The sequence below is a fragment of the Halomonas garicola genome (assembly GCF_031935715.1).
In the GTDB taxonomy this organism is placed as follows: Bacteria; Pseudomonadota; Gammaproteobacteria; order Pseudomonadales; family Halomonadaceae; genus Vreelandella; species Vreelandella garicola.
In genome coordinates this window covers 39,336-60,563 of record NZ_JASSZF010000018.1, presented here as the reverse complement: position 1 = coordinate 60,563, position 21,228 = coordinate 39,336, and the positions used below count along the sequence as shown (strand labels likewise).

Sequence of the window (21,228 nt, the reverse complement as noted above, 5' to 3'; positions counted from 1 at the left end):
GGGAGCAGGTGCTCGATTCGCTCCCACTGATCATCGCGTAACTTCAACCGACTCATGGCCCACCAAAATCTATGAATACTAAATCAGTTTAAACGAAACTAATGATTGTTAACACACCCTAGCACACCCTTCGAAATTTCTTGAGTCATCCATCTTAATTTCCCCTTCCGCAATTATTGATCCACAAAATTCTCCGGAAGTGCTTCCATATTTGATTTCTATTTCTTCACCAGCATAAAAATAGCCGTGATCGATGGACAAATCCCCCTTAAAATACGTATAAATCTTGCTTTTATTTAAAATATAGGAATTTTTAATAACGGAATCACTTCCCTCTGAGGAAAACTTAATCTCGCCTTTTGATGCAAACACCACATCCGAAAGATTAACGGACCCCTCTATTTCCACGCCTTTAGGGAAAATAACAGTCCCATTTTTTATATCAAGATGCTTAATTGTTTTTTCTGAACACTTATACACTTTACCTTTCAAGTCGTTCGGCGGAGTGTCACAGCTAATCCCTCTACTACTCAAGTCATTAAAAAAATACCCGTAATTCTTACGAAGGACATCGCTACAACCACCTTTAACTCCATATACCTTAGAGGTTTTATTTGAGCAAAAAATATAATTAGAAAAGACCTTTCCCATCTCGCCGGGGATGATATCAGGAACTTGCTTTTTATTTTCAATCAATATAACTCGGCTTGCCAGCAGCTTTCCCGCTTTATCTTTTACTGCCCCCACGGCGACCACGTAGTTGCCGGGATTATGCGCACCTGTCACCTTCAAGGGGAAGTAGAAGCAGGTTTGAAAACCCGGAATATCTTTATCGTTGCACAGATTGCCACTTTTTTCTTTTTCAAGGTTTCCGTAACTTACTTCTTTTACTTCTTCTCTCCAGCCATCCCCCCAACTGTCTTTCTTGAACCATTCTGGTAAAGATAGGTCCGTCCAGTTTGTTGAAGCGAAAACACCTTCGGCAAGCGCTTCGGCTACCGCTTCCTCGGCGTTCATCTGCGCCTGGGCGGAGGCGCGGTAGTTGCCGGCGAGCCGCTCGTCGATCAGCGAGCTTTGCAGACCGGAAGCGCCCACAATCAGCGCGCCGGCCAGCAGCGCCAGCACGACGACCAGCGCAGCGCCCCGCTGCCGTTGTATTCCCTGGTTCATCGCGTCACCTCGCGCGGCTGCTTTCTAGTTATCATCGCCTTGTGCATGACTCTTAATTTGTTTTTAGAGCTCATCAATAACCGGCTGCCGTGGAGTTACCTGAAAAGTAAGTTTTTCGCCGTTCTGCTCTAGCGGCAGCGAAATTACAAATTTTGAACCTTGCTTATTAATCAAGTCGCTCTCGGCACAGCCGCTTCCGGATGGTCGATGGAACGTTACCACTGGCTCCTCTTCTTCGGTATTATCCAACGTACATTTGCACTGGCTGTCTTTGACCTTGCATGTCAGCTCGTAATTGTCCTTCTCAATTCGTATACGCTCGCTTAGGGTATGGGCGGCAAAGATCACCGCCTCTTGCTTGCGGCTGAGCTCGTCTACCTTCTGGAAGGTCTGCAGGGTGGTCAAAAACAGCGAACCGGCGCCCAGCACGATAACGCTGCCGATCAGCAGGGCGACCATCAGCTCCACCAGGGTAAAGCCGGCCTGTCGGGAAGCACGCATCATCCCCCACCTCCCGATTGTGACGGCAGGCGGACCTTATACTCCACTTTGCCGTAGCCGTCGTCCCCTTCATTACCCAGCGTGACGGAAACGTCGTATACGCAGATCCCACTCCCTGGTTCAATCTGCAAATCAGCATGATGAAGTGGCGGAGGCGATTGAGTAGTGCTTGGCGGTTTCCAATGATCCTTCCAATCGGATTTAACTTGACTCAGGTCGAGATTGGTACAGTCATTGCCACTTTCCAGTAGTACCTTCCCAAGCTCTTCCCAAAGCCGTTCCTGGGCGTCCACGGCGGCCAGCGTCGCAACCGAGTGCTGGTAGCTGCGGGTCGCGCTGTGCAGGGCTTTGAGCTGCAGGGCGGCGCTGCCCATCAGCCCGAAGGCGAGAATGGCCAGCGCTACCAGCGCTTCGATTAGCGTAAATCCGCCCTGCTTAAGCATCGGCACCGTCCTTTACTTTTAGCCTACCAGCACTGTTGATCTCGATAGTGCGCGGCTTACCTGCCCCGCTACCGGCAGGCTCAATCTTCAGCTCGCACGGACAGCCTTCGCCTTCCGCCATGCCCAAGGGGCCATACGTTACCGTCATCTTAGCCGGGTCAAAGCTAACGTTCGCGCCGCCCGCGCCGGACTTTATCGCCTGTTGCATCCTTTATATCAATAAGCCAGCCGTCACCGTCCGATTGCCACTCGACGGTCATCTCGGCCCGGCGTTTGATCGCTTCGCTGCGGGCGAATTGAAACGCCGAGGTCACCTGGTTTACGTCGCCCGCCATCTGCTGGCGAGCAAGCAGACCGGTAAAGCCGGGCACCGCCACCGTGATCAGCAGTATCGCCACGGCCAGGGCGACCAGCAGCTCGATCAGGGTAAAGACGCGCGCTCGCCGCATTACCAGCACTCTTTAGGTATTTTCTCGCCTTTGGCATTGAGCGTCAGGTCTTTATCGCAGCCGTCGCTATTGCTGCTGCCTTGAAGCTTGGCGGTTAGCGTATAGCCCCCGTCCTCCGATTTCTTTTCCTGGGTAATGATGTAGTGTTTTGCTTGGGACTTTTCTTCCGAAAGACAGCCGCTGTAGCTATAGCTTTTGGTATAGCAGCTTTCCATCATGGAGGCAGCCTCAAACAGCCCCGCCTTGCCATCGCTCAGCACGGAGCGCTCGACGTATTTCGTATAGGAAGGATAGGCGATAGACGCCAGAATGCCGACGAGGGCCAGCGTCACCAGCGCTTCGATCAGAGTAAAGCCGCGCTGGCCGTCATCCGGACAGCCAGCGCGGGGAAAAGCGAGGCGATAAAGCACGATAAAGGCTCCCTGCGGTCGGCTTATACGCTGTCAGTATGTCCCAAGCCGCGGCGCATTGCATCTGCCCGGCGGTCAGCCTTTGGCAATGACCTCTTCTTCGCGCAGCTCCCGGGGCATGGAGAAGGTGACGTCCTCCTCGCGGCCGGCGAGCTCCTCGGGCAGGCTGGCGCCCAGCTCGCGCAGGCGTTCGATAACGCCCTTGACCAGCACTTCCGGGGCGCTGGCGCCGGCGGTGACGCCGATCTGGTCGATACCGTCGAGCCAGCCCGCGTCGATCTGCTCGGCGTTGTCGATCAGGTAGGCCGGCGTGCCCATGCGCTCGGAAAGCTCGCGCAGACGGTTGGAGTTGGAGCTGTTGGGGCTGCCCACCACCAGCACCAGGCCGCTTTCGGCGGCGAGCTCGCGCACCGCGTCCTGGCGGTTCTGGGTGGCGTAGCAGATGTCGTTCTTGCGCGGGCCCTGGATCTCGGGAAAGCGCTCGCGCAGGGCGTCGATCACCTTCGCGGTATCGTCCATGGAGAGCGTCGTCTGGGTGACGAAAGCCAGCTTTTCGGGGTGATTCACTTCGAGGCTGGCGACGTCGCCTTCGTCTTCCACCAGGTAAATCTGCCCGCCGTGGGTGGTGTCATAGCGCCCCATGGTGCCTTCCACTTCGGGGTGGCCGTGGTGGCCGATGAGCACGCACTCGCGGCCGCGCTTGGCGTAGCGCAGCACTTCCATGTGCACCTTGGTCACCAGCGGGCAGGTGGCGTCGAAGACCTTCAGCCCCCGGCGCTCGGCGTCCTGCTGCACGGCACGGGAAACGCCGTGGGCGGAGAAGATGACGATGACGTCGTCGGGCACTTCGTCGAGCTCCTCGACGAACACCGCGCCGCGCTCGCGCAGGGTTTCCACCACGTAGCGGTTGTGCACCACCTCGTGGCGCACGTAGATGGGCGGGCCGAACACGTCCAGCGCCCGGTTGACGATATCGATGGCCCGATCCACGCCGGCACAAAAGCCGCGCGGATTGGCCAGATTGATGGCCACCGGCTGCGCCTCTGCCGCGCCGGACTGTACCGGATGACTCTGCACGGAATCAGTTTGCATGGTCTCGCCTTGATGAAAACTCAATGGGTAGTCGCAGGCCTTACGTTGATGACTTCGACCTCGAAGGTCAAGGTGCGCCCGGCCAGCGGGTGGTTGAAGTCGACCTCCACGCGCTCGCCCTCTATTTCTTTGACCACGCCGGGCAGTTCGGTTCCCGCCTTGTCGGCAAAGGAGAGCATCAGCCCCTCTTCGGGCTCCTGATCGCCGAAGTCTTCGCGCTTGAGAAACTGGATGTTCTGCTCGTTGTGCTGGCCGAAGGCGTGCTCGGGCGGAATGGTGAAGCGCTCGTGGGCGCCCGCGGCAAGGCCCTTGAGCGGATGCTCGAACCCCGGCGGCAGGTTGCCGTCGCCGAACTCGAAGGTGGCCGGGTCCTTGTCCTTGGTGGAATCCACCACCGTCTCGTCTTCAAGCTTCAGGGTGAAGTGCAGGGTCACTTCCATGCCCTCGCCAATCGTATAGGCGTGGCTGGCAGGGTCGTGGCTCGCTTGGTTAAGGTCGTCACTCATTTAATGCCTCGCTTGTTGGATGCGGCGTCGGCGATCGCCCATGACCGACTCCCAGATCAAACCGATGGCTCCCAGCGTAATGGCGATGTCGGCTACGTTAAACGCCGGGTAGTACCAGCCGGCGGCGTGAAACGAGAGAAAGTCCACCACGTAGCCGTGGACCACCCGGTCATAAAGGTTACCAAGGGCCCCGCCGATAATCAGCGCAAGCGCGCAGGCCAGGCGTTTCTCGTCGGCCTTCAGGCGCGTAAGCCACACGCCAAGCCCGATGCAGGCGGCCACCGCAATGGTGGCGAACAGCCAGCGCTGCCAGCCCGGGTGGCTCGCCAGAAAGCTGAACGCCGCGCCGGTGTTATGCAAAAGCGTCAGGTTGAAAAACGGCAGAACTTCCACCGGACGCGCATAGCCCAGCAGGTGGCTGGCGGCATACTTGGTGGCCAGGTCCAGCACCACCACGGCAAGCGCCAGCCACAGCCAGCGTTGGGGGCGGCGCATGGGCGCCGCCGATGCGGGGGAGGCGGCGGTATCAGGCATAGCGGCGGGTCTCGCCTTCGCCCTCGGGCAGGTTGGCGATGCAGCGCCCGCAGAGGTCGATATGTTCCGGGTGGCTGCCCACGTCCGGGCGATGGTGCCAGCAGCGCTCGCACTTGGCGTGGGGGCTTTCGCTGACCGCGACCTTCAGGCCGTCAAGGACGGTTGCCTCAGTCTGCTCTACGCCTTCGGCCTGCGCCAGCGGCTGCAGGTGCACTTCGCTTGTCAGCATGACAAAGCGCAGCTCGTCGCCCAGCCGGGCAAGGGTAGCGTTCAGCGCGTCGTCCACGTAGAGCGTGACCTCGGCGGCCAGGCTGCCCTTGATGATCTTGGCGTTGCGCGCGTCTTCCAGGCACTTGTTCACCGCGTTCTTGACGTCGAGGAGCTCGGCCCAGAACGCCCGGCCCATCTCGGCGTCATCCTCGAGCGTGGAAAGCTCGGCGTAATACTCTTCCAGCAGCACGCTGTCGCTACGCTCGCCGGGGATGTGCTCAAAGATCTCCTCGGCGGTGAACGAAAGGATCGGCGCGATCCAGCGGGACAGCGCCTCGACCACGCGATAAAGCGCCGTCTGGGCGCTGCGCCGGGCGAGCGAGTCCGCCTGGGTGGTGTACTGGCGGTCCTTGATCACGTCGAGGTAAAAGCCGCCGAGCTCTCCGGCGCAAAAGTTGTGCACCTGCTGGTAGACGTCGAGGAAACGGTATTCCTCATAGGCCGTATGGATGCGCGCCTGGAGCCGGGCGGCGCGATCGACTACCCAGCGGTCCAGCGCCAGCATATCGGCAAAGGGCACGGCGTCTGCGGCAGGGTCGAACCCGGTGAGGTTCCCCAGCAGAAAGCGCGAGGTGTTGCGGATGCGGCGGTAGACGTCGGCGGTGCGCTTGAGGATTTCGTCCGACACGGCCATTTCGCCGGAGTAGTCGGTCGAGGCGACCCAGAGGCGCAGGATATCCGCGCCCAGCTTGTCCATGACCTGCTGGGGGGCGACCACGTTGCCCGTGGACTTGGACATCTTGCGGCCCTTGGCGTCCACGGTGAAGCCGTGGGTCAAAAGCTCGCGGTACGGCGGCTGGCCGTCGATGGCGCAGCCGGTCAGAAGCGAGGAGTGGAACCAGCCGCGGTGCTGGTCCGAGCCTTCCAGGTACAAATCCGCACGCGGGCCGGTCTCGTGCCCGTGGGGGTGCGAGCCGCGCAGCACGTGGCGGTGGGTAGTGCCGGAGTCGAACCAGACGTCCAGGGTGTCGGTGACCTTTTCGTAGTCGTCGGCCTCCGCGCCCAGAAGCTCGGAAGACTCGAGGTTGAACCAGGCGTCGATGCCGCCCTGTTCGACCCGCCTGGCGGCCTCTTCGATGAGCGCCACGGTGCGCGGGTGCAGCTCGCCACTTTGCTTGTGCAGAAACAGCGGCAGCGGCACGCCCCAGTTGCGCTGGCGGGAGATGCACCAGTCCGGGCGGTTGGCGATCATCGCGTGCAGCCGCGCCTGGCCCCAGGCCGGGGTGAACCGCGTGGCGTCCACACCTTCAAGCGCCCGCTGGCGCAGGGTCTTGCCGTCCTTGCCAGCCAAATCCATGCCCACAAACCACTGGGCGGTGGCGCGGTAGATCACCGGCGTCTTGTGCCGCCAGCAGTGCATGTAGCTGTGGATGATGGGGATGTGCGCCAAAAGCGCGCCCGCCTCATCGAGCTTGTCGACGATGTGGGGGTTGGCCTTCCAGATCATCTCGCCGCCGAAGAACCCGAGATCGTCGGCGTAGACGCCGTTGCCCTGCACCGGGTTCAGCATGTCGTCAAAGTCCATGCCGTAGTCCCGGCAGGTGTTGAAGTCGTCCACCCCGTAGGCCGGCGAGGAGTGCACGATGCCGGTGCTGCCTTCTTCGCACTCGACGTAGTCGGCCAGGTACAAAGGCGACGACCGGGCGTAGAGCGGATGGCGAAAGCGGATCAGCTCAAGCGCGCGGCCCTGGGCGGTGGCGATGGCTTCCCCTTCCAGGCCGAAGCGCTCGAGGCAGCTTTCCACCAGCTCTTCAGCGACCAGCAGCAGGCGTTCGCCCACGTCGACCAGGGCGTAGGTGAAGTCCGGGTGGACGTTGAGCGCCTGGTTGGCGGGAACGGTCCAGGGCGTGGTGGTCCAGATGGCCACGGCCGCGGGCTTGCCAAGCGCCTCAAGGCCGAAGGCGGCGGCGAGCTTGTCGGCATCTTCCACCGGAAACGCCACGTCGATGGCGTCGGACTGCTTATCAGCGTACTCGACCTCGGCCTCGGCCAAGGCCGAGCCGCAGTCGAAGCACCAGTTCACCGGCTTGAGTCCCTTGAACACATAGCCGGCTTCGACCATGTCGCCAAGCGCCCTGATCTCGCCGGCTTCGTTGGCGTAGTCCATGGAGCGGTAGGGGTTGTCCCAGTCGCCGACCACGCCCAGGCGAACAAAATCCGTCAGCTGGGTCTCGATCTGGGCGCCGGCGTACTCCCGGCACAGTTCCCGGGCGTGGGCGGGCTCCAGGTGCTTGCCGTGGGTGGTTTCCACCTTGTGCTCGATGGGCAGACCGTGGCAGTCCCAGCCCGGCACGTAGGGGGCGTCGAAGCCCGCCAGGGTCTTGGACTTGACGACGATGTCCTTGAGAATCTTGTTGACGGCGTGACCGATATGAATGCTGCCGTTGGCGTAGGGAGGGCCGTCGTGGAGCACAAACAGCGGCTTGCCCGCGCGCGCCTCGCGCAGGCGCTGGTAAATATCCAGATCCTGCCACTGCGACACGCGCCCCGGTTCACGCTTGGGCAGCATGCCGCGCATGGGAAAATCGGTTTCAGGCAGATTCAGCGTGTGCTTATAGTCCATAGTCCGGTCAGCCGTCGTTAGCGTCGGCGGCACTACCCGCCGAGGAAGAATCAAAAGGGATGGGGTCGGAGCCGGCCGCTTGGCCGCCGGGCGGAGCCGAGGCCAGGGGTAGCGCGCGGTCGTCATCGATGGCGGTGGCAGCGAGATAGCGCCGGGCGCTCGCCTGATCCCGAGCGATCTGCTCCTTGAGCGCGGCGAAGTCATCGTACTTGACCTCGCCGCGCAGCCGCGCGCAGGGGTACACCGTCATCCGCTGGCCGTAGAGATCGCCGCTGAAGTCAAACAGGTTGACTTCGAGTATCGGCCGCGTGCTGCCTACCGTAGGGCGAAAGCCGACGTTGGCCACGCCCCGGTAGCGCTCGCCGTTTTCCCGCTCGGCCACCACGGCAAACACGCCGCGCAGGGTCAGCGGCTGGGAAAGCAGCGGCAGGTTGGCAGTGGGGGCGCCGATGGTGCGGCCCAGCTGCTGGTCGCGCACTACCCGGCCATCAAGGGTATAGGGCCGGCCTAAAAGCCGGGCAGCGGCGCGGAAGTTGCCGCTGGCAAGCAATGTGCGCACCCGGGTGCTGGAAACGCGCTGGTTCTCTATCTCGAAGCTGCGGGTATGCTCGACGCTAAAGCCGCTCTCTTGGCCTACGGCTTCGAGCAGGGCGAAGTCGCCCTGGCGGTCGCAGCCAAAGCGGAAGTCGTCGCCCACCACCAGATGGCGCACGCCGAGGCCGGCGAGCAGCACCTGGTCGATAAATTCGCGCCCGGTGAGGCTGCGCAGGGCCTCGTTGAACGGCAGGCAGAGCACCTGGTCGACGCCGTGGCGGCGCAGCAGGCGGACCTTTTCGCGCAGCCGGGTCAGCCGCGGCGGCGCCTGCTCCCCGGCAAAATACTCGCGCGGCTGAGGCTCGAACACCACCACGGCCAGGGGCACGCCAAGGCGCGCGGCGTGCTCGCGGCACTGCTGCAAAATCGCCTGATGGCCGCGGTGCACGCCGTCAAAGTTGCCGATGGTTGCCACGCAACCCCGGTGGGACGCCTGTAAATTGTGCAAACCTCGTATGACGCGCATACCACTCAAGCCTTTGATTGTTGCCGAATACGCTTTCCGGCGCCCAAACCGGGGAGTATAACCCACCGCACGCCGGGTTGTAGGCCCTGCGGCTAGCCGCGCATGCGCAGATGCCCGGGGCGCAGCCCCAAAAGTCCCAGCCAGGCAAAATAGGCGCCGGCCCCGGCCGCTACCAGCAGCGCCACCCAGGCTGCTCGCCAGACAAGCTCGGCGTCGAACCAGACCGTCACGCCGGGCGCCAGCAGCCCGAGCACCGCCACCATCAGCGCGCAGCCGCCCAGCAGCTGTACGGCAAAGCGCCCCCAGCCGGGCTGCAGCACCAGCACGCCCTGGCGGCGCAGCAAAAAGGCCAGCAGCCCGGCATTCAAGAAGGCCGACAGCGACGTGGCCAGCGCCAGCCCTGCGTGGGCCAGCGGCCAGATCAGCGCCAGGTTGAAGGCCATGTTGGCCACCATGGCGACAATGCCCACCTTGACCGGCGTCTTGGTATCCTGCCGGGCAAAAAACCCCGGCGCCAGCACCTTGATCAGCATGAACGCCGGCAGGCCCAGCGCATAGGCCCTAAGGCTCATGGACGCCATGTGAATATCCTGATCGGTCATGGCGCCATAGTGGAACAGCGTAATCAACAGCGGCTCGGCGAGCACCGCCAGGGCCAGGGCCGCCGGCAGCCCCAGCAGCAGCACCAGGCGCACGGCCCAGTCGAGCATGGCGGAAAAGTGCGCCGTTGACTGCTCGGCGTGGCGGCGGGACAGCGCCGGCAGAATCACCGTGCCGATGGCGACGCCGAACACGCCCAGCGGCAGCTCCACCAGGCGGTCGGAGTAATATAGCCAGGACACGCTGCCCGCGGCCAGCAGCGAGGCCAGCACCGTATCCAGCAGCAGGTTGATCTGGGCCACCGAAACGCCGAACAGCGCCGGCGCCATCAGCTTCAGGATACGCTTGACGCCCGAATGGGCAAAGTTCGGCCAGGGGACCGGTAAAAGCCCCAGCCGCGACAGAAACGGCACCTGAAAGGCCAGCTGCACCGCCCCGGCAATGAGCACCCCCCAGGCCAGCGCCATGGCCGGCACTTCCATCAGCGGGGTCAAGAACAGCGCCGCGCCGATCAGCGAGAGGTTGAGCAGCACCGGGGTAAACGCCGGCACCGCAAAGCGCCCCCAGGTGTTGAGCACGCTGCCGGCAAACGCCGTCAGCGAAATCAGCAGCAGATAGGGGAACGTCAGCCGCAGCATGTCCACCGTCAGCGCCAGCTTTTCCGGGTCGCGGCCAAAGCCCGGAGCAAACAGCCAGGCAAGCCAGGGCGCGGCAAAAATAGCCAGCGCGGTGAGCAGCGCCAGCGCCGCCCCCAGGCTGCCGGCGGTGGCGTTGAGCAGCTCGCGCACGTCCTCCCGGGTGCGCCGGGCGGAGTATTCCGACAGCACCGGCACAAAGGCCTGGTTGAACGCCCCTTCGGCGAACAGCCGGCGCAGGAAGTTGGGAATCTTGAAGGCGACGAAAAACGCGTCCGCCCCGCTGCCGGCGCCCAGCAGCGTGGCGATAACCACGTCGCGCACAAGCCCCATGACCCGGGAGAGCATGGTCATGGTGCTGACCACCAGCCCTGAGCCCATCAGCCCCTTGCGCGCCGGCGGCGGAGCCGTATCGTCTGCCGATGTTTGCGTGCTCATAGCTGGCTTCCCACACCCGTTGGCTGGTCAGACACAAAAAAACCGGCCGCAGCCGGTTTTTTCAGGCGCCTGCCGGCTTACGCCGCCAGTGCCTTGACGCGCTTGTTCAAGCGGCTTTTCAGGCGCGCGGCCTTTTTCTTGGACAGCGCATCCTTGTCGGCGATGCGGTCGATGACCGGCTGCGCCTTCTGAAACGCTTCCATGGACTTGGCGTGGTCGCCGGTTTCCACGGCCTTGAGCACGCGCTTGACGTAAGTGCGGACCATGGTGCGCTGGCTGGATTTCAGGGCACGACGCTTCTCGGCCTGAAGGGCGCGCTTGCGGGCTTGCTTGCTGTTCGCCACAGGGTATCTCCTTGGAGAAATAGGGTTGCCGTTCAACGACAACGGTTTAACGCGATATTTGCCGCTTGTGCAGCGACGTGACATCCGCGACACGGCCGGCCTGCGATGCGCAGCAGACCGCCGTTCGCCAAAAAGGTCAACAGGGCCGTTTGGCCGCCTGTCGATACGGGCATGTCTGAGAGGATGGCGCAGTCTATCACGCGCTTTATAGGCTGGCTAGCATGCGCGGAAAACCTCAAGCTCATTGCCATTAGCCCCCATCACCCGGATCGAACCGGCAACAGGTCTGCGAGGGGGCGCTGTGAACCCATCCCTGGACGCTACCTACGCCATCCCTGGCGTAGAACCCCCTCTTACGACCTGTTCCCAGCTTCTCTGGACATAGCCAGCTACGATAGCCCTGTCTCGGCAGGAATAACTGCCGCTTCACTGATCTATCTCACTTTTGGTCTATATAGCGCCGCCCCGCGAACTGGTAAAATGCCGATGTACTTATCCACCCTTCCTCTTGACGAGCACGCCCAAGGAAACCGTCACCATGTCCCAGCTATATACAGCATCCGGCCAGCTGCGATCCTCTCGCCGCTGGCTTTTTTTGCTGGCTATTCCCCTGCTTCTTGTCAGCCTGCCCGGCCAGGCCATGACCGGCGAGCTTGATCTGACCGATACCCGCGTGGGCGTGATGGCCATCGCCGTGTTTGTCCTGGCGTACCTGCTGGTCATTGCCGAAGAAAAGATTCACATGCGCAAGTCCAAGCCGGTGCTGGTAGCCGCGGGGATCATCTGGGCGCTGATCGGCTGGGTATACGTCAGCAACGGCATGTCCGAGACGTCGGAGCAGGCGTTTCGCACCACGCTGCTGGAATTTACCGAGCTGATGCTATTTTTGCTGGTGGCGATGACCTACATCAACGCCATGGAAGAGCGCCGCGTGTTCGACAAGCTGCGCTCGTGGATGCTGCTCAAGGGGTTCAGCTATCGCTCGCTGTTCTGGCTGACCGGGGGGCTTGCCTTCGTGCTCTCTCCGGTGGCCGACAACCTGACCACGGCCCTGCTGATGTGCGCCGTCATCACCAAGGTGGCCGAAGGCGACAAGCGCTTCATCAACCTGGCCTGTATCAACATCGTGGTAGCGGCCAACGCCGGCGGCGCTTTCAGCCCGTTTGGCGACATCACTACGCTCATGGTCTGGCAGGCGGGGATCCTTGAGTTCCATACGTTTTTCGCCCTCTTCGTCCCGGCGCTGGCCAACTTTCTGATCCCCGCGGCGATCATGAGCCTGTTCATCAAAAGCGACAAACCGTCGAGCATCCACGAAGACGTCTGGCTCAAGCGCGGCGCCCGGCGCATCGTGCTGCTGTTTCTACTGACCATCGCCACGGCCGTCATCTGCCACATGCTGCTCGGGCTGCCGCCGGTGCTTGGCATGATGACCGGGCTTGGCTACCTGCAGTTTTTCGGCTACTTCCTCCGCCAGAGCCTGCCGCGCTCGCTCGAGCGCAAGCGCGAACGCTACAGCCGCCGGGGCGACCAAAAGAAGCTCGCCCAGCTGGGCAGCGTAGTGCCGTTTGACATCTTCAGCCGGGTGGCGCGCAGCGAATGGGACACGCTGCTGTTCTTCTACGGCGTGGTGATGTGCGTCGGCGGACTCGGCTTCATGGGCTACCTGGGCCTGCTGTCGGAAGCCTTGTACGGCGGCTGGGACGCCACCTGGGCCAACGTCACCCTGGGCGCGCTATCCGCGCTGGTGGACAACATCCCGGTGATGTTTGCGGTGCTGACCATGGAGCCCGATATGTCCCAGGGCCACTGGCTGCTGATCACCCTGACCGCGGGCGTCGGCGGCAGCCTTTTGTCGATTGGCTCGGCGGCAGGCGTGGCGGTCATGGGCCAAGCGCGCGGCGCCTACACCTTCATGGGCCACCTGCGCTGGATGCCGGTCATTTTCCTCGGCTATGTCGCCAGCATCCTGCTGCACATGTGGATTAACGCCGGCAGCTTCGCTGCTTGACCTCTCCTCTCTGCCCGGCGCCTCAGCCGGGCAGGCTGACCGGCCCGGCACGCTCCACCACCCGCTGCCAGGCCGCATCCTCCTCGATCCGCCGAATAAACGCGGCAATGCCGGGGTAGTCGTCAAGCGAACGCGACAGGGCCAGCGCCTGCAGCGGAAAGCTCATCTGGATATCCGCCCCGCTCGGCCAGCCCGGCGCAAACTCGTCGTGGCGATCCAGGTGCGTTTCGATCATGGCCAGGTGCTGCTTGAGCCGGGGCGCCAGAAAGCGCTGGTTGACGGCCTTGTTGATGCCCTTGGCCACGGGGCGAACCGGCCACGGCGACTGCGCGGGCAGCTGGCCGAACACCAGCTGCATGACCAAAAGCGGCATCAGCGAGCCTTCGGCGTAGTGCAGCCAGTAGCGGTAGTTCACCCACCCGGCGGTGTCGTCCGCCTCGGGCTGGCAGCGACCCTCACCGTAGCGCGCCAGCAGGTACTCGATGATCGCACCGGACTCGGCCAGGGTCTGCTCGCCGTCGGTGATCACCGGCGAGGCGCCCAGCGGATGAACGCGCTTGAGCGACTCCGGCGCCAGCCCGTCGCTGTTGCGCGGGTATTCCACCAGCTCGTAGTCGAGCTCGAGGGTTTCCAAGAGCCAGAGGATGCGGTGAGAGCGGGACTTTTCCAGGTGATGAAGGCGAATCATGGTGGGACTCCGGTTTTGCGGGGGCGCGTACGACAAGCGTAGCAGCCAGCCGCTAGGGCGGCGGGAAATCCACCTCGTCGCCGCGGGTGTCGAGCTGGATGATCCGCTCCGGGCGGCCCCGATCGTCCAGCGTCACCAGCCCCAGGCCGCTTGCGTTCCACAGCCGTTCGCCGGCCTTGCCGCGGTCGGGGACGCGCGGATAGATGCGCAGCCGGCGGCGCTTGGTGAGAATGTTCAGCGGCGACCAGGGCGCATACAGCCAGCGGTTGAGCCGGTCAAACACGTCCAGCAGCGTATCGGGGAAGGTGTTCTTGATGCCGCTCGAGGTGATTTGCCACAGCCGCGGCGAGCGCTGCCGGTGGCGCAGCACGATGTCGTAGGCGAAGGAATAGTGGACATCGCCGGAGAGGATCACGTAGTTGCCCGGAGTGCGCGAATGCCGCCAGATATTCAGCAGCACGTTGGCCGCACCGCGGTGGGCCATCCAGTTTTCGGCGTCCACCATCAGCGGCTTGCCAAGCCAGGTAAACACCTGCTGCACGCTTTCGATCAGCTTGACCCCGAACATCGGCGTCGGCGAGACGATCACCGCACCCGGGGCGTCCAGCAGCATCTGCTGCAGCTCCGTCAGTGCCTCCCAGTCCATCAGCCCCGAGGGGCGCTTGGGGTTGCGCTCGCTGCGCCAGCGCCGAGTGCGCGTATCCAGCACGATCAGCGGCGGCGTGGCCTCGTCTACCTGATAGGCATAGCCCTCGAAGTTCAGCAGCGCGTTGATCAGCGCATCCTGGCGCTCCGGGTCCAGCCAGCCGCCGGAGGCCGCGGCGTTTTCCAGCAGATCGCGGCCCTGCTCGGCTAGCGGCGCCATGCCGTCGGGGTCGTTGCCCCAGCCCTGGCACAGCACATAGCCGATCAGGGCGTTGCCGATAATCCGCCGGGAAAACGCGTGCCCGTAAGCATTGTGCTCCCAGTCGGCGTGGAGGTTCCAGTCGTCGGTGACGTCGTGGTCGTCGAAGATCATTAGCGCCGGCAGGTGGGCCATCAGCCGGGCGCACTGACCAAGCCCGTCGCGAAAGCCGTCGATCGCCTTGCCTTCCCGGCGATAGCGCTCGGTATCCTCCTCGCTCAGCGCGGGCATATCGCACGCCGCCAGCTGCCAGGGCGTAGGCGACCACGCCAGGCAGTACATGGCGAGTATTTCGCCTAGCAGCCTGTCGGGCTTAGCGTCGGCAGGCAATTAACCCCACCGGCCCTGACAGATTTTTGCACCATCATGATGCATTTTTTCGGCCTTCAGCGCCCAACAACCTCAAAATGAGCAGATTTCCCCGCCTTTCATGCCCATTGGGCGGATTTCGGGCGCAATACGGCCATGCGTTTCAGATTCCAGGCCAGACAAACCAGTGCCCATTCACCGCTCACGCTGTTCAGTCCGCGCAGCGAGAACTGACGAAAGCCGAGCACCGATTTGATGATGCCGAAGACCGGCTCGACCGTTTGCTTGCGCAGCGCATAGGCGGCGCGTCCCGATTGAGTCTTTAGCTTGTGCGTCATCCGCATAACCGGCGAGCTACCCTCGGCTAGCGGCATCGGCTCGGCGAACCGCACCAGCGGCGGCGGGTGGTGACGTTCCCGCTTGACGGCGATGTGCGGATCCATACCGGCCTGTTCGCAGGCGGCCACATTCGTGGCACTGAAATACCCGGTGTCGGCCAGCAGCGTGTCGGCAGTGCCCAACGCGTCCGGCAAGGCGGCCAGCTGCTCAAGCATCGGCTCGACTTGTTCCTTGTCGTTACAGGCTTGGGTAACCGCCGGCGCCATCACCAGCATGCTGTGCGTATCGACCGCGGCCTGGGCATTGTAGGCCTGCTCGAAGCCACCGCCTGACACCGGCATGATGCGCGATTCTTCATCGGTGAGATTGATCTGGTCCTGCGCCTTGGGGCCGGCGGTGGGTGGCTTGGGCGGACGGCCGCCCGGCTTCTTGCCGGTCTTCTTCTGCTTCTCTTCCCGGGCGGCAAGCTTGGCCTGGTAGTCGGCTTGCTCACGCTCGAAGCGCGCTTTCGCCCGGGCTTCGATCTTCGCTTTGGCCTCTGCCATCGCCTTAAGCCGATCTTCCCGACGCTGAATTTCTGCCGGCAGGCTGACCCCGTCCGGGACAGGGGATTGGTCGGCCTGCTCGGCCAGCGCGAGCAGTTCCTGCACTTCCCCCTGGAGTTGGGCTTCCAGCTTCTCGATGTGGCCATGGGACAGGGCGCTATGGCGGGAGGCGTTGGCCTGAATCTTGGTGCCATCCAGGCTGATGGTGCCCAGCGTGAGCAGCTTCATCTCCTGCGCGACTTCGAGCACTTGAACGAACAGGCCGGCCAGATCGTCGAGAAAGCGCCGGCGGAAGGTGGCGAGGGTGTCGTGGTCGGGATGCGAGCCGGCGGCGATGAAGCGGAAGGCCACCGAGTCATACGTTGCCCGCTCGATCTTGCGGCTGGAAAACACGCCGGTAGCGTAGCCATAGATCAACAGCGACAACAGCAGTGACGGGTGATAGGCCGCACTGCCGCGCCCGCCATAAGCGCTCACCATCGCGCGCAGATCAAGGCCGTCCACGACCTCGACGATAAAGCGAGCCAGATGGTCCTGGGGTAACCACTCGTCAACGGATGGCGGAAGCAGGTAGGCCGTGTGACGATCGACAGAACGAAAGTGGCTCATGGCGGGTCCGTGGTCAGGTTGATGTCAGCATTATCTCATGTCTGGGGGTGGAAAGTCCGACAGGCTGCTAGCGTCATCAGGTGGTTGTGCGCGTTGGCCGTGGTAAACACCGGCTTTCTCGCGCCGCCGAAAAAGCCCTTGCGCAGCGCCGCGCTGCTCTCCACGTCGGGCAACAGAAGGTCGCGGTGGTAATAGGTGTCGTCCGCGGCATAAAGCGCCGGGCTGTCCGGAAGCGTAGCGCCGCTCAGATCTTCGTCCCAGAGGCCCAGCCGCGCAATCAGCGCGTGAATGTGGCAGAGCATGGGTCCGGCGACGTCGTCGGCGTAGATCTGATCGCCGGTCATCAACAGCCAGGCCGGGCGCCGGGCCGGGTCGTCCACGTCGTCGGCCAGCCAGTCGTCCCCGCGCACCAGGCCGTCAGCCACCGGATGGTGCGGCTTGCGACACGAGCCGTGCATCAGTCGACGGTGGCTCGAGGCAATCGCCACGCTTGGCATGGCGGCGCCTGTATGGCAAAGCCACGGCGCCCACTGGGCAATGCCGCTTTGGATACCGTCGTCACGGCAGATGCTGACGTCGTAGTCGATCAGCGTATCCTGGGGCAGCGGCTCGTCCAGGGCGACATCCACCGGGTAAATAAAGGCGTGGCGCCCTATCGCCAGGCACGGCTGGTCCGCCAGGGATATGCGGCGGGATTTGCCACCGCGCGGAGCGAGCGTCAACATCAGATCAAGCGGCCGGCAGGTGACCAGCCACATCACCCAGCGGCGGGGCGATATCCGGCGCAGCAGCGGGCCGACCAGCACGTCGGGCAAGCCGCTCTCGTCGGCATTGCCGGCGGCCGGCGCATCCGGCTGCTCGGCGATATCTGCTGGAGAATACGACATGGCACATCCCTGGTGACAAAAAACTTTAGTATTGAAAACAAAGGAGAACAGTTGACAGGACGGAACGCCACAGGTTCAAGGGTCTCGGCACCGGCGTGCCTTGAAGGCGTCGACGAGGCGCTTGCCGCCCCGGCGCTGCGCGACCTGGCCTGGCTGTGCCAAGCGCCGGACCTGGTGGCCCTGCCGGGCTACCCCGGCCGGCCGAACGGCGCCGCGCTGGGGCTTGCCACGCCCGCGGCGGTCTCCGACTGGCTGGCGCAACAGGCGCCCAAGGCCGGCGAAGCGCAGTGGTCGCGGCTGCGCCTGGCGCGCCTGGGGCACTACCACGAAAGGCTCTGGCACTATCTGCTGGATCACGCGCCGCAGACGCGGCTGCTGGCCCACAGCGTGCGGGTGGTGGAGCGGCGCCATACCCTGGGCGAGATGGACATGATCTATCGCACCCGCCGCGACCCCGCGCCCATCCACATGGAAGTGGCGATCAAGTTCTATCTGGGGCTGCCCGAGGGCCCGAGCGCGGCGACAAGCCAGAGCCGCTGGATCGGCCCCGGCGGCTTTGACAGCCTGGCGCTCAAAAGCACCCACATGGCACGCCGTCAGCTGGCGTTTTCCGCCACCCCGGCGGCACGCAGGGCGCTGCGCCACTGGCTCGCGCCCCGAGATGCCGGCGAAGCCCTGACCCCGCCCGGGGCGCAGTTCGCCATGCCGGGCGCTTTGTTCTACCCCTTTCACGCGGCGCTGCCGGCGCCCGAAGGCAGCACCGCGGAGCACTACCGCGGGCTCTGGTGCTATGCCCGGGACTGGCCGGCGCTCAAGGCCACCCTGGCGCCGTCCGCCCTGGGCGCCTGGCTGCCCAAGCCCTGCTGGCTGGCCCCGCCGCCGCTTGCCTCCTTTGTCCCGCTTGGGCAGGCCGCCGACGCCGCGCTTGCCCGGCTGCAACAGGCGCCGGTGGCGCAGCAGCTGATGGTTTATCTGCCGCCTCGGGGCAAGACCCGGCGGGTGTTTATCGTCCCCGACGACTGGCCGCGGCAGATTCCGCTGCCGCCGACCGGCTGAGCTAAACGGCTACTGCGCTGTCCGTATGACTACCAGGTTATCCCGGTGGATCAGCGAGCGCGCTTCAACGTAGCCCAGCAGCGCCTCGATCTGGTGGCTCGGTTTACCGGCAAGCTTGCGCGCCTCGTCGGCGCCGTAGTTAACCAGCCCCTTGGCTACCAAGGTGCCCTGCTCGTCCACGCAGGCCACCACGTCACCCCGGCGGAAAGTGCCCTGCACCCGGCGCACGCCCACAGCCAGCAAGCTGGAGCCGCGCTCGCGCAGCACCTTGACCGCCCCGGCATCCAGGGTCAACGTGCCGCGCACCTGGAGCTGTCCGGCCAGCCAGCGCTTGCGTGCGGCCAGCGGCGCCTGCACCGGGCGCAACAGCGTACCCAGCGTTTCGCCGTCCATCAGACGGGTGAGCACGTCCGGCTGGCGGCCGCCGGCGATGACCGTCACCGCCCCCGAGCGGGCGGCAAGCCTCGCCGCGCGCACTTTGGTACTCATCCCGCCGCGCCCCAGCGCCCCGCCGTCGCCAGCGACGGCTGCCAGCCGCGGGTCGTCGGCGCGGCCTTCGGCAATCAGCGCGGCGTCGGGGTTGTGCCGCGGGTCGTCGTCAAAAAGCCCTTCCTGGTCGGTGAGCAGCAGCAGCGCGTCGGCTTCCAGCAGGTTGGCCACCAGCGCGCCCAGGGTGTCGTTATCGCCGAAGCGGATTTCGTCGGTGACCACGGTGTCGTTTTCGTTGATCACCGGCACCACGCGCATGGCAACCAGCGTGCGCAGGGCTGACAGCGCGTTCAGGTAGCGCTTGCGGTTGGAGAGGTCGTCGTGGGTGAGCAGGATCTGCGCGGTGAGGATATCGTGGCGGGCAAAGTGCTGCTCGTAGCTCTGGGTCAGGCCGTTCTGCCCCACGGCGGCGGCGGCCTGCAGCTCGTGAACCTCGCCGGGGCGCGCCTGCCAGCCCAGTCGTAGCATGCCCGCCGCCACCGCGCCGGACGACACCAGCACCACTTCCACGCCGCGCCGGTGCAGCGCGGCGATCTGGTCGACCCAGCCACCGATCGCCGCTTCATCGAGCCCGCGGCCGTCGTTGGTCAATAACGAGCTGCCGATTTTGACCACCACCCGTCGCCCTCGGGAAAGCGCCTCGCGCCCCGGCTCCTGCTCATTGTTCACAGCAAAGCTCCTTGCCTGTCACCCGGCGTTTTAGAGCGCCCGGTCAGGGCGCGTATTCCACTTCGACATCGTAGTCGTCGTCAAAGTCGTCGTCATCACCGTCTTTGTCCCGGGGCTTGCGCTTGCGGCCCAGGCGGGCTTCGGTGCGCGCCACGGCTTCTTCTTCCATGCGCCGACGCATGGCCTGCTCCTCGGCGTAGGCGGTTTCGTCCTCGTGCTCAAGACGCTGCTGCTCTTCGAGCCAGCGGTAAGCCGCCTGGACCAGCGGCTGAGTACCGTCCTGGCTGATGGCCGAGAGGGAAAACACCGGCCCTTCCCAGCCGAGCGCCTCGACGATCTCCCGGGCCCGGGCCTCGCGCTCGTCTTCGGGCAGCAGGTCAAATTTGTTCAGCACCAGCCAGCGCGGGCGCTCGGCAAGGGCCGGGGAGAACTCTTCAAGCTCCCGGGCAATGGCCTTGGCCGACGCCACCGGGTCGGTTTCATCGAAGGGCGCGACGTCGACCACGTGGAGCAGCAGGCGGGTGCGCGTGAGGTGTTTCAGGAAACGCAGCCCGAGCCCCGCGCCTTCCGAGGCGCCCTCGATCAGCCCGGGAATATCCGCCATGACAAAGTGCTCGTGCAGGCCGAGCTTCACCACGCCGAGGTTGGGCACCAGCGTGGTGAACGGGTAGTTGGCGACCTTGGGCTTGGCTGCGGACACCGCGCGGATCAGCGTGGACTTGCCCGCGTTGGGCAGGCCCAGCAGGCCCACATCGGCCATCACTTTCATCTCGAAGCGCAGGTTGCGCCGCTCGCCGTCGGTACCCGGCGTGGTCCGGCGCGGCGCGCGGTTGGTGGACGATTTGAAATGGATGTTACCCAGGCCCCGGCGGCCGCTTTCGGCCACCAGCACCACCTGGCCGCCCTCGGTGACGTCGGCGATGACCTCCAGGGTGTCTTCGTCGATCACCGTGGTGCCCACCGGCACCTTGACGTGCAGATCGTGGCCGGCGCGGCCGCTCATCTGGCGGCCCTGGCCGGGGCGACCGTTTTCCGCCTTGTAAAAGCGCTGGTACTTGAAGTCGATCAGGGTGTTCAGCGAGTCGTCGCCGATCAGGTAGACGCTGCCGCCGTGGCCGCCGTCGCCGCCGTCCGGGCCGCCCTTGGGCACGTACTTTTCGCGGCGAAAGCTCAAGCAGCCGTTGCCGCCATTTCCCGCCTCGACAATCACCGAGGCTTCATCGAGAAATTGCATGGTTGTTGCTCCTGGCCGCTCTCGCCGCCGTTTATCCCAATGGATGCCCTGCGAGCACCCCTTGTGCATTTTGTGGCGCTCTGCGCCGTGCTGCAACAGCTGCCCTGACAGAAAGCCAAGCTGCGCAGACAAAAAAGCCCCGCCGTGGCGGGGCCTGTCGTTCGTAGCGGTCGTTCGGGGAAGCGGTGTCGCTTACGCGGAGACGACGCTGACGAACTTGCGGTTCTTCGGACCCTTGGTCTCGAACTTGATCACGCCTTCGTCGAGCGCGAACAGAGTGTGGTCCTTGCCAATGCCCACGCCGGCGCCGGCATGGAACTTGGTGCCGCGCTGGCGCACGATGATGTTGCCCGGCGTTGCCGCCTGGCCACCAAAGAGCTTCACGCCAAGGCGCTTGGATTCACTGTCGCGACCGTTACGCGTGGAACCGGCGGCTTTCTTATGTGCCATGGTTAATACCTCCTAGCAGGGAA

Annotated in this window: 20 protein-coding genes and 1 pseudogene; 2 read left to right on the top strand and 19 right to left on the bottom strand. The window is 63.9% G+C overall.

The features are described from left to right. Positions 1–108 precede the first annotated feature (108 nt). The 12 genes from RS027_RS08270 to rpsT all read right to left on the bottom strand — a co-directional run bounded on the left by RS027_RS08270 (position 109) and on the right by rpsT (position 11,015). Positions 109–1,170, bottom strand: coding sequence for a PilX N-terminal domain-containing pilus assembly protein (locus tag RS027_RS08270; protein ID WP_311955954.1), 1,062 nt, complete (start codon positions 1,168–1,170; stop codon positions 109–111). Positions 1,171–1,233: 63 nt separating this feature from the next. Next, complete coding sequence (locus RS027_RS08265) at positions 1,234–1,674, bottom strand: PilW family protein (protein ID WP_311955950.1); 441 nt, start codon at positions 1,672–1,674, stop codon at positions 1,234–1,236. Then, a complete protein-coding gene (locus RS027_RS08260; protein ID WP_311955947.1) occupies positions 1,671–2,114 on the bottom strand; it encodes a type IV pilus modification PilV family protein in 444 nt (147 codons plus the stop codon). The genes RS027_RS08265 and RS027_RS08260 overlap by 4 nt, the downstream gene beginning before the upstream one ends. Positions 2,115–2,278: 164 nt before the next feature. After that, the gene (locus tag RS027_RS08255) at positions 2,279–2,563 is read right to left on the bottom strand and encodes a pilus assembly FimT family protein (RefSeq protein WP_311955945.1); all 285 of its coding nucleotides are present in this window, start codon (positions 2,561–2,563) and stop codon (positions 2,279–2,281) included. Further along, positions 2,563–2,973, bottom strand: coding sequence for a type IV pilin protein (locus RS027_RS08250; RefSeq protein WP_311955941.1), 411 nt, complete (start codon positions 2,971–2,973; stop codon positions 2,563–2,565). The genes RS027_RS08255 and RS027_RS08250 overlap by 1 nt, the downstream gene beginning before the upstream one ends. A gap of 75 nt (positions 2,974–3,048) precedes the next feature. After that, on the bottom strand, positions 3,049–4,065 hold the full coding sequence (gene ispH / locus RS027_RS08245) for a 4-hydroxy-3-methylbut-2-enyl diphosphate reductase (RefSeq protein ID WP_311955933.1): 1,017 nt from the start codon (positions 4,063–4,065) through the stop codon (positions 3,049–3,051). A 20-nt stretch (positions 4,066–4,085) separates the two neighbouring features. Then, positions 4,086–4,571 (bottom strand): FKBP-type peptidyl-prolyl cis-trans isomerase, encoded by a 486-nt coding sequence (fkpB, locus tag RS027_RS08240; protein WP_311955930.1) that lies wholly within the window; start codon positions 4,569–4,571, stop codon positions 4,086–4,088. Then, complete coding sequence (lspA, locus tag RS027_RS08235; RefSeq protein ID WP_311955927.1) at positions 4,572–5,105, bottom strand: signal peptidase II; 534 nt, start codon at positions 5,103–5,105, stop codon at positions 4,572–4,574. After that, positions 5,098–7,938 carry an isoleucine--tRNA ligase gene (gene ileS, locus RS027_RS08230; RefSeq protein ID WP_311955926.1) on the bottom strand — a complete coding sequence of 947 codons (2,841 nt, stop codon included), beginning with the start codon at positions 7,936–7,938 and terminating at the stop codon, positions 5,098–5,100. The genes lspA and ileS overlap by 8 nt, the downstream gene beginning before the upstream one ends. Before the next feature lie 7 nt (positions 7,939–7,945). After that, entirely contained in the window at positions 7,946–8,998 is a 1,053-nt protein-coding gene (ribF, locus tag RS027_RS08225; RefSeq protein ID WP_311955925.1) for a bifunctional riboflavin kinase/FAD synthetase, read from the bottom strand. 92 nt (positions 8,999–9,090) lie between these two features. After that, positions 9,091–10,671, bottom strand: a complete 1,581-nt coding sequence (gene murJ, locus RS027_RS08220; protein ID WP_311955921.1) for a murein biosynthesis integral membrane protein MurJ — start codon at positions 10,669–10,671, stop codon at positions 9,091–9,093. Positions 10,672–10,748: 77 nt separating this feature from the next. Further along, positions 10,749–11,015: a 30S ribosomal protein S20 gene (gene rpsT, locus RS027_RS08215; protein WP_311955919.1), complete on the bottom strand. Its 267-nt coding sequence runs from the start codon at positions 11,013–11,015 to the stop codon at positions 10,749–10,751. Between the two features lie 538 nt (positions 11,016–11,553). Between rpsT and nhaD the strand changes: the two genes are divergently transcribed. Continuing rightward, the gene (gene nhaD / locus RS027_RS08210; RefSeq protein ID WP_311955917.1) at positions 11,554–13,026 is read left to right on the top strand and encodes a sodium:proton antiporter NhaD; all 1,473 of its coding nucleotides are present in this window, start codon (positions 11,554–11,556) and stop codon (positions 13,024–13,026) included. A 22-nt stretch (positions 13,027–13,048) separates the two neighbouring features. On the opposite strand, the gene RS027_RS08205 is transcribed toward nhaD, so the two are convergent. The 4 genes and pseudogenes from RS027_RS08205 to RS027_RS08190 all read right to left on the bottom strand — a co-directional run bounded on the left by RS027_RS08205 (position 13,049) and on the right by RS027_RS08190 (position 17,307). After that, entirely contained in the window at positions 13,049–13,714 is a 666-nt protein-coding gene (locus RS027_RS08205; protein WP_311955914.1) for a glutathione S-transferase, read from the bottom strand. Positions 13,715–13,766: 52 nt separating this feature from the next. Then, positions 13,767–14,918 (bottom strand): annotated as a pseudogene (locus RS027_RS08200) (metallophosphoesterase family protein); the annotation flags it as partial. A gap of 128 nt (positions 14,919–15,046) precedes the next feature. Beyond that, the gene (locus RS027_RS08195) at positions 15,047–16,420 is read right to left on the bottom strand and encodes an IS1182 family transposase (RefSeq protein WP_311955912.1); all 1,374 of its coding nucleotides are present in this window, start codon (positions 16,418–16,420) and stop codon (positions 15,047–15,049) included. Positions 16,421–16,455: 35 nt separating this feature from the next. After that, positions 16,456–17,307: a hypothetical protein gene (locus RS027_RS08190; protein ID WP_311955911.1), complete on the bottom strand. Its 852-nt coding sequence runs from the start codon at positions 17,305–17,307 to the stop codon at positions 16,456–16,458. Between the two features lie 51 nt (positions 17,308–17,358). Between RS027_RS08190 and RS027_RS08185 the strand changes: the two genes are divergently transcribed. Then, positions 17,359–18,363 carry a DUF1853 family protein gene (locus RS027_RS08185; RefSeq protein WP_311955909.1) on the top strand — a complete coding sequence of 335 codons (1,005 nt, stop codon included), beginning with the start codon at positions 17,359–17,361 and terminating at the stop codon, positions 18,361–18,363. Between the two features lie 9 nt (positions 18,364–18,372). Here RS027_RS08185 and proB read toward each other — a convergent pair whose 3' ends face one another. The 3 genes from proB to rpmA all read right to left on the bottom strand — a co-directional run bounded on the left by proB (position 18,373) and on the right by rpmA (position 21,205). After that, entirely contained in the window at positions 18,373–19,521 is a 1,149-nt protein-coding gene (proB, locus tag RS027_RS08180) for a glutamate 5-kinase (protein WP_311955907.1), read from the bottom strand. A 43-nt stretch (positions 19,522–19,564) separates the two neighbouring features. Then, entirely contained in the window at positions 19,565–20,755 is a 1,191-nt protein-coding gene (gene cgtA / locus RS027_RS08175; RefSeq protein WP_311955906.1) for an Obg family GTPase CgtA, read from the bottom strand. Positions 20,756–20,947: 192 nt separating this feature from the next. Then, positions 20,948–21,205, bottom strand: a complete 258-nt coding sequence (gene rpmA / locus RS027_RS08170; protein WP_311955905.1) for a 50S ribosomal protein L27 — start codon at positions 21,203–21,205, stop codon at positions 20,948–20,950. Positions 21,206–21,228 lie beyond the last annotated feature (23 nt).